The sequence below is a fragment of the Actinoplanes xinjiangensis genome (assembly GCF_003148685.1).
GTDB lineage: Bacteria > Actinomycetota > Actinomycetes > Mycobacteriales > Micromonosporaceae > Actinoplanes > Actinoplanes xinjiangensis.
This window is the reverse complement of the sequence record NZ_QGGR01000035.1, coordinates 56,525-69,746: the sequence shown is the minus strand read 5'-3', so window position 1 is coordinate 69,746 and position 13,222 is coordinate 56,525. Positions and strand designations below refer to the sequence as shown.

11 protein-coding genes are annotated in these 13,222 nt (G+C 73.6%); 6 read left to right on the top strand and 5 right to left on the bottom strand.

Features of this window, described 5'->3' with window-relative positions:
* Positions 1-25: 25 nt before the first annotated feature.
* A complete protein-coding gene (locus BC793_RS42730) occupies positions 26-1,429 on the bottom strand; it encodes a flavin monoamine oxidase family protein (RefSeq protein WP_109602351.1) in 1,404 nt (467 codons plus the stop codon).
* A 389-nt stretch (positions 1,430-1,818) separates the two neighbouring features.
* On the opposite strand from BC793_RS42730, the gene BC793_RS42720 reads away from it, so the two are divergent.
* Positions 1,819-3,777 carry a bifunctional copper resistance protein CopD/cytochrome c oxidase assembly protein gene (locus BC793_RS42720; RefSeq protein WP_109602349.1) on the top strand — a complete coding sequence of 653 codons (1,959 nt, stop codon included), beginning with the start codon at positions 1,819-1,821 and terminating at the stop codon, positions 3,775-3,777.
* Between the two features lie 4 nt (positions 3,778-3,781).
* Here the strand turns inward: BC793_RS42720 and BC793_RS42715 are convergent, their stop codons facing one another.
* Positions 3,782-5,269 carry a sensor domain-containing diguanylate cyclase gene (locus BC793_RS42715; protein ID WP_109602348.1) on the bottom strand — a complete coding sequence of 496 codons (1,488 nt, stop codon included), beginning with the start codon at positions 5,267-5,269 and terminating at the stop codon, positions 3,782-3,784.
* Positions 5,270-5,538: 269 nt separating this feature from the next.
* On the opposite strand from BC793_RS42715, the gene BC793_RS42710 reads away from it, so the two are divergent.
* Positions 5,539-6,543 carry a permease gene (locus BC793_RS42710; RefSeq protein WP_239170640.1) on the top strand — a complete coding sequence of 335 codons (1,005 nt, stop codon included), beginning with the start codon at positions 5,539-5,541 and terminating at the stop codon, positions 6,541-6,543.
* Positions 6,540-7,271, top strand: coding sequence for a TIGR03943 family putative permease subunit (locus BC793_RS42705; RefSeq protein WP_109602346.1), 732 nt, complete (start codon positions 6,540-6,542; stop codon positions 7,269-7,271). Before BC793_RS42710 ends, BC793_RS42705 begins: the two co-directional genes overlap by 4 nt.
* A 1-nt stretch (position 7,272) precedes the next feature.
* Here BC793_RS42705 and BC793_RS42700 read toward each other — a convergent pair whose 3' ends face one another.
* A complete protein-coding gene (locus BC793_RS42700) occupies positions 7,273-8,355 on the bottom strand; it encodes a hypothetical protein (RefSeq protein WP_109602345.1) in 1,083 nt (360 codons plus the stop codon).
* 157 nt (positions 8,356-8,512) lie between these two features.
* Here BC793_RS42700 and BC793_RS42695 point away from each other — a divergent pair, with 157 nt between their 5' ends.
* From BC793_RS42695 to BC793_RS42685, 3 genes are read left to right on the top strand one after another with little or no spacing between them, the layout of a single operon-like run.
* Positions 8,513-9,376 carry an FAD binding domain-containing protein gene (locus BC793_RS42695; protein WP_109602344.1) on the top strand — a complete coding sequence of 288 codons (864 nt, stop codon included), beginning with the start codon at positions 8,513-8,515 and terminating at the stop codon, positions 9,374-9,376.
* On the top strand, positions 9,367-9,672 hold the full coding sequence (locus BC793_RS42690; RefSeq protein ID WP_109602343.1) for a 2Fe-2S iron-sulfur cluster-binding protein: 306 nt from the start codon (positions 9,367-9,369) through the stop codon (positions 9,670-9,672). Before BC793_RS42695 ends, BC793_RS42690 begins: the two co-directional genes overlap by 10 nt.
* A 7-nt stretch (positions 9,673-9,679) precedes the next feature.
* Positions 9,680-10,294 (top strand): GDSL-type esterase/lipase family protein, encoded by a 615-nt coding sequence (locus BC793_RS42685; RefSeq protein WP_109602342.1) that lies wholly within the window; start codon positions 9,680-9,682, stop codon positions 10,292-10,294.
* A 409-nt stretch (positions 10,295-10,703) separates the two neighbouring features.
* On the opposite strand, the gene BC793_RS42675 is transcribed toward BC793_RS42685, so the two are convergent.
* Together BC793_RS42675 and BC793_RS42670 are read right to left on the bottom strand one after the other, a co-directional pair.
* Positions 10,704-11,669: a hypothetical protein gene (locus BC793_RS42675; RefSeq protein ID WP_109602341.1), complete on the bottom strand. Its 966-nt coding sequence runs from the start codon at positions 11,667-11,669 to the stop codon at positions 10,704-10,706.
* Entirely contained in the window at positions 11,666-13,207 is a 1,542-nt protein-coding gene (locus BC793_RS42670) for an OmpL47-type beta-barrel domain-containing protein (RefSeq protein ID WP_109602340.1), read from the bottom strand. The genes BC793_RS42675 and BC793_RS42670 overlap by 4 nt, the downstream gene beginning before the upstream one ends.
* Between the last annotated feature and the right edge of the window lie 15 nt (positions 13,208-13,222).

Sequence of the window (13,222 nt, the reverse complement as noted above, 5' to 3'; positions counted from 1 at the left end):
CGCCGCCCTCTCCGGCGGCGGCCGCTCAGTCCTCGTCCGGCCGGCCGGCGGCCGCGGTGAAGACGGCCGCCGTTCGGGCGGCGATCTGCTCGTCGGTGCCGGTCCACAGTGCGTCGAGCCAGGGGCCGGCGAAGAGCCCGACCAGCGTGGGGAGACCGTCGGCGGCGGTGGCGTCGAGCCATTCGCTGATGCAGTGGTCGGCGGTGCCGTGCACCCGGTAGTAACCCGCCGGATGCACCGGCCAGAACCGCTCGCCGAAGCGGAGCACCACCTTCTCCACCCGCCCCATGCCCAGCCGGGACAGCGCGGTGCGGTGCGGCCCGGGCAGCGGAGGCTCGAACACGATGCCGCCGGCCGCCAGCACCCCCAGCGGAACCGTGACGATCACGGCGTCCACCCGCAGCGCACCGCCGTCACCGACCAGCGTCACCCCGCCCGCGTCGACCACGATCCGGTCCACCGGGTGCCGCAGCCGGATGTCCAGGCCCTCGGCCAGATGATCGGTCAGCAGCCGGTAGCCACCGGCGATCCACCGATCACCCTCGCCGACGCCGGGTTCGAACCCGTGGCGGGCGCTCAGCCACGACAGCGGCGCCCCGGAGTCCATGACGATCTCCGCGTCCACGAACCGGCGAACCGCCTCCACATCCCATGCTCCGGGAGCACGCAGCCACTCCTCCAGAACGTCGGCCACCGACGCACCGACCGGCGCGGCCTCCAGCCGGGCCCGCAACTCGACCTCGACGGCCTCCGCCGCCGCGAACCGGTCCGCGATGTCGTCCGTTTCCGGGAATCCGGCCGCGAGGGCCTCCGCCGCCGGGAATCCGGCCTCGACGTCCGTCTCCCGACGCGCGTCCGCGACCACGGTGCCGCCGGTAACCGTCGCGGCCGTGGGGGAGGGGGCCCGGGCAGGTGCCGGGGCCCGCGGGCCGTCGAGGATCAGCGGGTCGCCGAAGTCGGTCGGGACGGTGCGCAGCCCCAGGTCCTCGGCGAGGCGGGCCAGGAGGTTGTCGTCGTACTGTTGTAGCCAGTTGGCGCCCAGGTCGAATCCGGCACCGTCGACGTCGGCAGGTGCGGTGCGCCCGCCGATCCGTTCCCGGGCCTCCCAGATCACCACGTCCACACCGTGGGCGGTCAACGTGCGGGCGGCGGCGAGCCCCGCCATCCCGGCACCGACCACCGCGACGCGGGCATGTCCCCGCCCGATCGCCCATGTCGCGGCGAGAACCCCCTGCTCGTATGCCCCGTGCGTCATCCCGGCCCGGCTCGGGTGGGTGGCCTCGCCCGCGATCCTCAGCCGGTCACCCACCGGCGCACCCAGTGCGGCCCGGTCCGCCGGGGAGCCGTCCCGGCCGATCAGGCTCCACGAGCCGCGCGCCCACGGATCCGCACCCCAGTGCGAGACCGCGAATCCGGTCAGCCGGCCCATTCCGCCACCCGCCTGTCGTCCATACCCCTGATCAACTCGCGCATGGTGACGCCCGCCCACCGCGGCACGCCACCGATTTTCCTCCCCACCGTGACCGGCTCACCCGCCGGCCGCCCGCCGTTTCCCAGCGTGACCGGCTCACCCGCCGGCCGCCCGCCGGCTCCCCACCGTGACCGGCTCACCCGCTGGCCGCCGACCGTGACCGGCTCGCCCGCCGGCCGCCCACCGTCTCACCCCCGAGAGCCGGCGCCGGCATTCCTCTCCGGCCCGAAGCTGTGGATGACGACGGTCGTGGACCGGAGCCGGATGTGACCCGGGATTCCGGTGGGAACTTCTACGGTGCGCCGGACGACCATTCTGCCGTTGTCGCGGGTGAGGGGACGTCTGTCGTGCGGTGGGTGGGACCGGTGGTGCCGGTCGCGGTGGTGGCGTTGGTGGCTGCGCTGATCTTCGGGGGCGGGGTGGACCAGACCGTCCTGCCCGGAATCCCCAGTCCGGGGCCGCTCACCTGGTGGGGGCTGCCGGTCGTCAAGCTGCTCACCGACGTGTTCGGTGTGCTGGTGGTGGGTGTGTCGGTGACCGCGGCGTTCCTGCTGCCCGGCGACGGGCCGAGCGTGTCGGCGCACGGGTGGCGGCTGCTGCGGGCGGGTACCTGGCTCGCGCTGGGGTGGGCGGCGAGCGCGGCCGGGCTGATCCTGCTCACCGTCTCCGACGTGCTGGGTCTGCCGGTCACCGAGCTGGGCGGCACCGTGATCGGCGGGTTCGCGCTGTCGATCTCGCAGGGCCAGGCGCTGCTGGTCCAGGCGGGACTGGCGCTGGTGGTGGCCGTGCTGACCCGGGCCGGGGTGTCCCGGGGGCTCGCGGCCGGGACGGCGCTGATCGCGGTCGTGGCCGTGGTGCCGCCGGCGTTCACCGGGCACGCCGCCGGGGCCGGTAACCATCAGGTCGCGGTCTCCAGTCTCGCGCTGCACGTGGCCGCCGCGGCGCTGTGGGTGGGCGGCGTGGCGGGGCTGTTCGCGGTCCGGCGGGTCAGGGCGTTCCCGGCGACCGCCGCCCGGTACAGCCGGCTCGCTCTCGGCTGCTTCGCCGTCACCGCGATCAGCGGGGCCGTGAACGCCGCGGTGCGCCTCGGCTCGGTCACGATGCTCACCGGATCGCGGTACGGCGTACTCGTACTGCTGAAGGTCCTGCTCCTGATCCTCGTCGGTCTGGCCGGTGCCGCCCACCGCAAGCACGGTCTGCCGGCGCTGGCAGCCGGCCGCCCGCGTGCGTTCCTGCGCCTGGTGGCCGGCGAACTGGTCGTGATGGGCGCGGCGATGGGCCTGGCCGCCGGCCTGTCGCGGACGCCGACTCCACTGGCGGAGGACCCGGCCGGACCGGACCCGTTGATCGAGGTGCTGGGTTTCGCGGCGCCGGAGCCGATCACCGCCGGCCGGTTGCTGGGTGACCCGTTGCCGGATCTGTTCCTGCTGGCCGTTGCCGTCGCCGGGATCGGCGCGTACCTGGCCGGGGTGATGCGGATGCGCCGGGCCGGGCATCGGTGGCCACTCGCCCGGACCGTCTCCTGGACCGCCGGGATGCTGCTGTTCGCGGCGATCACCGGCCTCGGGGTGGCCCGGTACGCCTACGTGCTGTTCAGCGTCCACATGGTGCAGCACATGGTGTTGTCGATGGTGGTGCCGATCCTGCTGGTCGGCGGCGCCCCGGTGACGCTGGCGCTGCGCACGTTGCGCCGCCCGGCCGACCCGCGGGTCCGTGGCGCGCGGGAGTGGCTGCTCGCCGTGGTGCACAGCCGGGCCGCGCGCCTGTTCAGCCACCCGCTGGTCGCTCTCGGCATCTACGTGGGCAGCCTGTACGGCCTCTACTTCGGTGGGCTGCTGGGCACACTGATGCGCTACCACCTCGGGCACCTGGCGATGATCGCCCACTTCGTGCTCGCCGGTTACCTGCTGTTCTGGGTGCTGATCGGCGTCGATCCGGGGCGCCGCCGGGCGCATCCGGCCCTGCTCACGCTGATCCACTTCCTGGCGATGGTGGCGCACGCCTTCTTCGGGTTCGTGCTGCTCCAGTCGAACACGGTGATCGGCCTGGACTGGTACACCGGGGTCTATCCGGCCTGGGCCGGCACGCTGCTCGCCGACCAGCGGCTCGGCGCCGGGCTGGCCTGGGCGTTCGGGGAGATCCCGGCGGCCGTGGTGGTGCTGATCCTGGTCCGGCAGTGGATCCGCAGCGACGAGCGGGAGCAGGCCCGCCTGGACCGGGCGGCCGACCGGGCCGAGGCGGCGGGCGAGGAGGACGACCTCGCCCGCTACAACGCGTTCCTGTCGGCCGGAACGCGGGAACCCTGACCGGCTACCGGACGGCGGCGAAGACGGACCGTTTCACCGCGTACATGGCGGCGTCGGCCTGGGCCATCAACTCGTCCGGGTTGCCCTCGCCGTACGCCGACCAGGCGACACCCAGGCTGGCGTGCGGGACCAGGGTGGTGCCGGCGACCCGGACCCGGGCCGTGCTCAGTGCCGCGAGCAGGTCGGCCCCGATCCGGTCGGCGTGCTCACGGCTGGTCACGTCGCGGCACACGGCCACGAACTCGTCGCCGCCGACCCGGCCCACGATGCCCGCGGCCGGTACCGCGCCGCGCAGGCTGGTGGCCACCTGGCTCAGCAGCAGGTCGCCGGCGGCGTGGCCGTACCGGTCGTTGACCGGTTTGAAGGAATTGAGGTCGAGGAAGATCACCGCGGTGCCGGCGTGCCGGTCGGCGGAGCCGAGCGCGTCGTCCAGGGCGGCCATCGTCGCGGCCCGGTTGTGGCAGCCGGTCAGGGCGTCGAAGGTGGCCTGGCGCCACAGTCGCTCGCGCAGCAGCACCTCCTCGGTGACGTCGGCGAGGCAGATGATCGCGCCGGTCACGGCGCCGGTGCCGTCGGTGAGGGCGCGCAGGTTCGCCCGGATCCGGCGGGTGCCCGCGCCGGGTTCGCGGTGGCCGTACTCGACGTCGGTGTCCGTGCCGGTCAGCACTCCGGCGAGCGCCTCGCCGACCCGGGGGCGGTCGACCGGTTCGGTCAGGTCGAGCAGAGCCTCGGTGAGGTCGCCGCCGATCTGGGCCTTCACCTGCCGGGCGGCACGTTCGTTGAGGAAGGTGATCCGGCCGTCGTGACCGACCTGGAGGATGGCCAGGGGGATCGTCTCGGTGAGCCGGCGCATCAGCTGTTCGGCGGCCCGGACCGCCTCCTGCGCCGCCATCTCGTCGGAGATGTCCAGCATCTCGGCGACCACCCGCGGGTCGTGCGGGTCGGCGAGGTGGTTGTGGTTGGTCACCTCGAACCAGACGGTGTGCCCGTCGCGGTGCAGGTGCCGGAGCCGTACCCGCCGGGCCGAGCCGTTCGGGGTACCGAGCATGTCCATCCACCCGGCGATGGCCCGCTGCTGGTCGTCGGGGTGGACGAGTTCCAGGGTGCGCTGCCCGACGAGTTCGGCGGGATCCCAGCCGAGCAGTGGCAGGATCTCCGGGCCGACCTCGGTGACCACCGACGTCGGGTTCTTGACCATGGTGACCATGCGGGGCCGGACGAGTTCCGGGTGCAGGGTGAGGTCCGCCTCGAGACCCGATCCGGTGATGACGCCGAGGTGGACACCGAACCGGTGGGTGGCGTCGACGAAGTGCATCCGTGCCGGACTGTCCGGTGCGGCCGTCAGGTGGACCGTGCAGCTCGCCGCCCCGTCGGTGACGGCCTCGGACCAGGTCTCGATGACCAGCCGGTGATCGTCGGTGATGATCAGGCCGAGCATCGAGGACGCCCCGTCGATCGGTCGCAGTCCGAGGTCGGCGACCTCCCGGGGCATCGGGACGAACAGCCCGTTGGCCCGATGGCCGCGATGAAGGCGTCCGGGTACTTCGCCACCAGCGCGGCGAGTACGGCATCGCGGTCGTCGGGTCGGATCATCTGCTTGTCGGCCATACGGCTTCTAATCGACGGCCCGGCGGCGACCTGAGAATTTCCCCGGACCCGACCGCGGACGCGGACCCGGACGCCGGGATCGGACCCCGGGAATGAGCAGGTCGGGCACCCGACCCGGTAGGTTGTGACGCTGGCCGAGGGGAGCAGCCTGTGATTACCTCCGAGAGTGCGACAGCCGAGCCGGTCGCGCCGACGCCCGAGCCGGATTCGTGGCGGATAGGGTCGCTGGAGTGGCTGGCCGTGGTGCTGGTGCTTCTGCTGCTGGTGCGCAACCGGCTGGCCGGGTGGCTGTCCGGCCCGGGGCTTCAGACCTGGACGACGGTGTTCGTCTCGGTGATGGTGCAGGCCGTGCCGTTCCTAGTGTTCGGCGTGGTGCTGTCGGCGGTGATCGCGGTGTTCGTCCCACGGAGCTTCTGGGCCCGGGCCCTGCCGAACCATCCCGCGCTGGCCGTGCCCGCCGCGGGCATGGCGGGTGTCATCCTGCCCGGCTGCGAGTGCGGCAGTGTCCCGATCGCCGGCTCCCTGATCCGCCGCGGCGTCACCCCGGCCGCTGCCCTCGCCTTCCTGCTGGCCGCGCCGGCGATCAACCCGATCGTGCTGACCGCCACCGTGATCGCGTTCCCCGGTCAGCCGGAGATGGCGGTCGCCCGCGGCCTGGCCAGCCTGGTCGTCGCCGTGACGATGGGCTGGTTGTGGCTGCGCCTGGGCCGGTCCGAGTGGATCAGGCTGCCGCACCGGCCCGATCTCGACGACACCTCGAAGGCGCGGGCGTTCTGGGCGGCCTGCCGGCACGACGTCATGCACGCGGGCGGGTTCCTGGTCCTCGGCGCGGCCGCCGCGGCCACCATCAACGTCGTCGTCCCGGCGGCCTGGCTGCAGAAACTCGCCGACGACCCGATCATCTCGATCCTGGTGCTGGCGACTCTGGCCGTACTGCTGTCGATCTGCAGTGAGGCGGACGCGTTCGTCGCCGCCTCGCTGACCCAGTTCTCGCTGACGTCGCGCCTGGTCTTCCTGGTCGTCGGCCCGATGGTCGATCTGAAACTGATCTCGATGCAGACCGGTGTCTTCGGGCGCCGGTTCATGGTGCGGTTCGCGCCCACCACCTTCGTCGCGGCCGTCGTGGTCGGCACCGCCTTCGGGACGGTGCTGCTGTGAGCCGGATCACCCAGGCGGTCGTCATGCTGCTGTTCGGCGGCGCGATCATCAAGTCCACCCTCACCGACACGTTCCTGCGGTACGTCAAAGAGGGCCTCCGGCCCTTCCTGCTCGGCGCCGGCCTCCTGCTGGTCGCCGCCGCGATCATGACCATCTGGTACGACCTCCGCGCCGCCCGCCGCACCCGCAGCGCCCACCACGAGCCGGGGCACGACGACGGTCACGGGCACGGCGGCCACGAACCGCGGGTCGGCTGGCTGCTCCTGGCCCCGGTGATGGCTCTGCTCCTGCTCTCACCGCCGGCGCTGGGCTCGTTCGCGGCCGGCCAGTCCGGCAGCGTCGGTCCCGCCGAGGCCTCCGACTACCCGCCGTTGCCGGCCGGCGATCCGGTCGAGGTCGGCCTGCTCGACTACGCGGGCCGGGCGGTCTTCGACGGCGGCCGGAGCCTGGCCGGCCGCACCGTGAAACTGACCGGGTTCATCACCCCCGGCCCGGACGGCAGGCCCATGCTGGCCCGGATGGTGCTGGCCTGCTGCGCCGCCGACGGCCGCCCGATCAAGGTCGGCCTGACCGGCGCCCCGATCGACGCACCACCGGACGCCTGGGTCGACGTGGTCGGCGTCTACAGCCCCGAGGTCGGCACCGACCCGGTCAACCAGGCGCGGCTCGCCTACCTGGAGGTGCGCACGTGGCAGGAGATCGACGAGCCGAAACAGCCGTACGCGTGACTCAGACCGTGCGCAGGTCCAGCGAGTTGCGCACGTAGGAGTTCCGGTCACCGGTCGACCACCACAGCACCCCGCCGCGGTAGGAGATGTCGGCCGCATCCGGGCTGACCAGCACCGTGCTCCGGTCGGTGAGGTCGTGGACGAGCAGCTCCTGATTGCCGCTCAGCTCCGACTGCGGACCGGTCCGGCCGATCACCTGGAACCGGTCCAGCACCGCGACGTCGCTGATCACCGTCCCGACGGTGCCCTCGGCGACCACCCGGCGGGCCGAGCCGTCCGGATGCGAGAGCTCGATGCGGGTGTCGCCCTCGGAGTTCAGCGACACGATCTCGCACCAGGCCGGACTGCACGCGGTCACCGCACGCCGCCCGGTGGGCACGGCGACGTCCACACCGGTGGCGAGGTTGCGCAGGGTGCTCGCGCCGGTGGCGGCGGTCTGCCCGTCGACGGCCCACGGCCAGGCGGACAGACCCCAGTCCCCGGCCTCGCGCTGCACGGTCACCCGGCCCCCGCCGACCGGGACGGACCGGAACTCGGTGCCGTCACCGGCGGCCGCTGCCCAGCGCACGGTGCCGTCCGTGACGGTCAGGTCGTACTGCGAGTCGTACAGCCGCAGGGCTCCGACGTCGTCGGTGAGCATCCGGGCGGACCCGTCCGCGGTCAGGTCGGCGGTCCACAGCTGCGGCCTGCTCTTGACCGTCTCCACCCAGACGAGCGTGTCGCCGGAACGCGCCGGCGCCGAGAACGGTCCCCGGTCGGCCGACGGCACGCGCCGCAGCTCCCGTACGGTCGGGGCCGCCTTTCCGTCCGACTCCAGGACGATCAGGCGCAGGAACCTGTTGTCCGCGCTGCGCACGGTGCCGGCCGAGGTGCGTGCGTCGAAGAACAGCCCCGGGGTGTACGTGCCCCCGTCCGGCAGATGCGACGGGATACTGCCGCGCTGCACGGTCGGCCACGCCGCCCCGACCGACAGCGGCGGCACGGGACCCGACCGCGCGGGCGCCCCGAACAGCAGCGCCGCCCCCGCGACCAGCGTCACGGCCAGCGCGACCAGCGTACGCAGCAGTGGGGCACGCTCAGGCATCCGGCGATCCTAGCTCGGCCCGCCGCCCGCACCCCGCGTCGTGTCCCGCGGTCCCGCGTCCACCCCGCGGGGCGACACGCCCCCGATCGGGGGCGGAGGTTTGAAGAGGCGCACACCGGTCGATACATTCCCCGGCATCCGGGGGAGGAGTGGTGGGATGAGGTCTGCGCCTGTGGAGTACCTCTCCGCGCGTACCGTCGACGAGGTGCTCGCCGCGCTGGCGGATGGGGAGACGTCGGTGCTGGCCGGGGGCCAGAGCCTGATCCCGGTGGTGACCCGGCCGGGCGCGCCGCCGTGCCGGCTGGTCGACATCAACCGGGTCGGCGGGCTCGACACGCTCGCCGAAGCCGACGGGTTCCTGCGGGTGGGACCACTGGTCCGGCACCGGGCGTTCGAGTCGGACACGATCGGCGGGCCGCTCGGTGACCTGTTGCGGGTCGTGGTGCGCCACATCGGGCACCCGCCGATCCGCGCCCGGGGCACGATGCTGGGCAGCCTGGCGTATGCGCATCCCGCGGCCGAGTGGCCGGCCATGGCGGTGACCGTCGGGGCCCGGCTCGTGCTGGACGGTCCGGCCGGGCGGCGGACGGTACCGGCGGACCGCTTCTTCACGGCGCCGTACACCACCGCGCGCCGGCCCGACGAGCTGCTGGTCGAGGCACGGTTGCCGATCCTGCCCGACGGGACCGGCATCGGTTACGCGGAGAACCGGCGCTCGTCGATCTATCCACACGCGGCGGCCATGACGGCGGTCACCGTGACCGGCGGCGTCGTCACGTCGGCGGCGATCTGCCTGGTGAATTCGGGGCCCCACCCGGTGCGGGCCGGCGCGGCCGAGGCCGCCCTGATCGGGACCACGTTCTCCGACGACGCGATCGCATCGGCGGCGGAGGTGGCGGCGGAGAGCGACACCGGGCGGCTCGACGACGACGCGAGCCGGCCGGAGCAGCGGCGGGCCTTCCGGATCCTGGCACGCCGGGCACTCCGGCAGGCCCGCCAGGGGGCGGCCCGGTGCGGGTGACGCTGACCGTGGACGGCACCACCGAGCATCTGGACGTGGAACCCGGCCGTACCCTCGCCGACGCCCTCGGCCACCGGTCCACCTGCCCGGACGGCACCTGCGGCACCTGCGCCGTGCGGGTGGACGGCGACGAGATCCGCGCCTGTCTGATGCTCGCCGTGCAGGCCGGCGGGACGCGGATCACCCGGGTGGCGGTGCCGGCCGGCAGGACGCAGGTCACCCCGGTCGCGGTGCCGGCCGGCGGGACGCGGGTCACCCCGGTCGCCGGGAATGCGGCCGGACGGGACCCACGTTGATCCGACTGTGACTCTTGCCTTCGCCGTCCTCGGGGACTCCATCGCGTACGGGCAGGGCGCCTCCCGGCCGGCCGACACCATCGGTGCACGGCTGGCCGCGGACCTGACCCGCAGTGGCCACGTCGTCGACCTGCGCGTGGTCGCGGTGCCGGGCGCCGACAGCCGCGGCCTCGCCGGTCAGGTCGCCCGCGCCACCGCCACCGCACCGAACCTCGCCCTGGTGATCATCGGCGCGAACGACCTGACCCACCTCGTCCCGCCGCGCCAGGCCGGCACGCTGCTCGGCGGCACCGTCCGTGACCTGCGCGCCGCCGGCGCCGAGGTCGTGGTGGCGCCCGCTCCGGATCTGAGCGTCGTGCCGTGGGTGCCGCCGCAGATGCGGATGCTGGTCAGCGCCGGCAGCCGGGCGGTGCAACAGGAACAGATCCGGGCGGCGACCGCGGCCGGGGCCCGCATCGCCGACATCGGCGGGACCACGTCGGTGGCGTTCGCCGCCGATCCGGCCCTGTTCAGCGCGGACCGCTTCCACCCGTCCAGTGCCGGTTACGCCGTCATCGCCGGCGCGCTCGCCGCCACCGTCCGGGATGCGGCCACCGCGGCCGCGCAACGCGTCAGCCGCTGAACCGCCCGTCCGTCGCGTGGCGGCCGGGCGGCCGAGGCGGGCGCGCAGGCCGTGACCGATCAGGTTCACCGCCACGCGGAGGCGGCGCCGGGTGGGCGCGATGTCGGCCACCGTTTCGAGGATCTCGGCGCCGCGGGCCCGACGGTAGTCACGCGGATAGGCCAGCAGCAGCCGGCGGTGCATCGATGGTCCTGAAGCGTCGCGAGAGCCGGCGTCAGGCAAGGCGGGGCCAGCCGGGAGTCGGCGGCGGCCGCCAGCCCGCGCAGCCGCTCGGACTGCCGGGCGAGCTCGGCACGGCCGTCGGCGCGCAGCCGGTAGTTGCGGCGCAGCAATAAATATTGATCGTCAATATATGGTCAATGGCCCGGCGGCCGGGATGGGACCGCCGCCGGGCCATTGACGGGCCGGGCTACAGGTCGGCCGCGCCGGCTGCGGCGGCCTCCTGCTCGGCTGCCGCGCGGCGTTCGCCGGTCAGCTTCGCGGTGTCGTCGTCGCGGGCGGCCACCGCCCGCCGCTGCGCCGCCGCGGTCCCGGCGCCGGCCGCCTGCGCGGTGATCACCCCGCCGCGGATGCGGTTGTCGGTGCCCACCCGGGCGGCCGGGTTGTTGCTGTTCACGGTGAGGCTTCCGTCGATGATGGTGTCCTCGACGCTGACGCCGCCGGTGGTGTTGGTGATGCTGACGTCCCGGCCGAAGTAGCCGCCGGACGCGCACCCGTCGAGGCCGCCGTTCGGGCCCAGCTGCACCCCGCCGAGGTTGCCGGCGAAGGTGGTCCGGCCACGGACGGCGCTGCCGCAGACCACGCTGCCGGTGGAGCTGTTGAGCACGGACAGGACCCCGTCCACGAACGAGTCGTGCAGGTCGGTGTAGTGGGTGCCGTTGGTGCTGAGCCCACCGGACACCTCGCTGCCCCGGTCCAGGCGTACCTCTCCGGCCTGGGCGTTGACCGAGCCGGTGATCGTGGTGGCCTCGGCGAACAGGAAACCGTCGATGGTGGCGGTGCCCCGGGGGCGTACCGTCACCGATCCGGTCGAGGCGTCCTTGAGGTAGAGGCCGTAACCGCCGGCGGCGAGGATCACCGACCCGGCGATCGTGCTGCCGGAGGCGTCCAGGTAGCCGTTGCCGGCGACCCGGACCTCGCCGTCGACGCGGCCGCCGTCGATGACCAGGTTGGCCCCGGCGGCGACGCTGACGTTGCCGGTGATCACGGTGCCGGTCAGGTCGCAGGACTCGCCGGCGGGGACGAGCAGATCATTGGGTACGGTCACCGCCCCGCCCGTGCCGATGCAGTGGGTGACCAGGGCGGCGCCGGCCGGAGCCCCGGTGAGCGCGACCGTGGCGACCACGGCGGTGAAGGTAGCGGCGATGTACCTCATGCTGGTTCTCCTCTGTCCGATGCCGCCGCGGCGCGGACGATGGTCCCCGCCTGCCGCTGGGTGAGCCTGCCTGCGGTGACCAGTGCGCCGGTGACGCGCTCCACGTGCCGTACGAAGGCGGCGTGGGTGGGGTAGTCGGCACGTTCGGCGATCAGGTCGTTGATGGTGCAGCCGTCGCCGGTGTCGGCGTTGCGGATCCGGGTGTCGTGACCGTCGATGACGACGGTGTCGCGGGTGTCGGAGTCCGGGCAGGCGTCCGATCCCCGGTCGACGACCGTGAAGGCCACCGACTTCTCCGCCGCGGTGTTGCCGGCGTTGTCCGTGGCCCGGTAGCGGACGGTGTGCGCGCCGGTCACCGCCACGGCCACGGGCGCGGTGTACGCCGTCCAGGCCCCCTCGTCGAGCCGGTACTCCACCGTCTTCACCCCGGACCCGCCGCTGTCGGTGGCCGTGACGGTGACGGTGGCCGTACCCAGGTAGTCGCCGTTGACGTTCCGCTCGCCGGTCAGCGCGGCGGTGACCTGCGGCGGTGTGGTGTCCTCGACCGGCGGCGCGACGATCGTGAAGTGCGCCATCTGCTCCGCCGAGGTGTTGCCGGCGTTGTCGGTGGCCCGGTGGTGCAGCATGTGCGCGCCGACGGTGCTCACCACGACCGGCGCGGTGTAGGCGGTCCACGCGCCCCCGTCGAGCTGGTATTCGATCCGCGCCACCCCCGACCCGCCGGTGTCGGTGGCGGTGAGGGTGGTGGTGGCCGTGCCGAGGTAGTTTCCGGCGGCGTCCCGGTTTCCGGCGGTCTGCCCGGTCACCACCGGCGCGGTGGTGTCCTGCGGCTGGCCCGGTACGACCCGGAACGACACCGATCCGGCCGCCGACGTGTTCCCGGCGTTGTCGGTGGCCCGGTACTGCACCGAGTGGTCACCGACGGCGGTGACCGCGACCGGCGCCGCGTACGCCTGCCAGCTGGTGTCGTCGACCTGGTACTCGACGGTGCGTACCCCGGATCCGGTGTCGGTCGCGGCGACCGTCACGGTGGCCGAGCCGAGGTAGGCGCCCTGCGCGTCCCGGCTGCCGGACACCTGCGCGGTGACCGTCGGCGCGGTGGTGTCCGGGTCGCCGCCGCCGGACGTGACGGTCAGCTCGCCGACCATCGTGCTGTGCCCCGGGATGGTGCAGAGGTACCGGTACTTCCCCGGGGTCAGGGTGACGGTCGCCGTGTGCCGGCCGTTGTTGGTGTCGAACGGGCTGGCCAGGATGTTGAGGGTGACGTCGTGGTTGTACCCCTCGGTGCTGGTGTCGAAGGTCAGCGTGTGCGGCATGCCGGTGGTGTTGCCGGTGGCCGCGCTGTTCTCCCACACGATGGTCGTCTCGCCGGCGACGGCGGTGGCCGGCGCCGACCGGTAGGCGGTGATGTCGTCGCCGGCGGTCCAGGTCAGCGTCTGCGCGGCGGCCGCCGGTGGGGCGGCGCCCGCGAGCACCGCCAGCAGCAGCGCGACGATCAGCGCCGCCCCCGCGTGCAGGCGTGGGATGGTTCGGTTCATGGCACCTTCCTGACT

Coding starts and splice junctions, on each gene's coding strand:
- BC793_RS42670 (WP_109602340.1), bottom strand. CDS start 13,207: ATGAACCGAACCATCCCACGCCTGCACGCGGGGGCGGCGCTGATCGTC.
- BC793_RS42700 (WP_109602345.1), bottom strand. CDS start 8,355: ATGCCTGAGCGTGCCCCACTGCTGCGTACGCTGGTCGCGCTGGCCGTG.
- BC793_RS42675 (WP_109602341.1), bottom strand. CDS start 11,669: ATGAGGTACATCGCCGCTACCTTCACCGCCGTGGTCGCCACGGTCGCG.
- BC793_RS42715 (WP_109602348.1), bottom strand. CDS start 5,269: ATGCCCCGGGAGGTCGCCGACCTCGGACTGCGACCGATCGACGGGGCG.
- BC793_RS42730 (WP_109602351.1), bottom strand. CDS start 1,429: ATGGGCCGGCTGACCGGATTCGCGGTCTCGCACTGGGGTGCGGATCCG.
- BC793_RS42695 (WP_109602344.1), top strand. CDS start 8,513: ATGAGGTCTGCGCCTGTGGAGTACCTCTCCGCGCGTACCGTCGACGAG.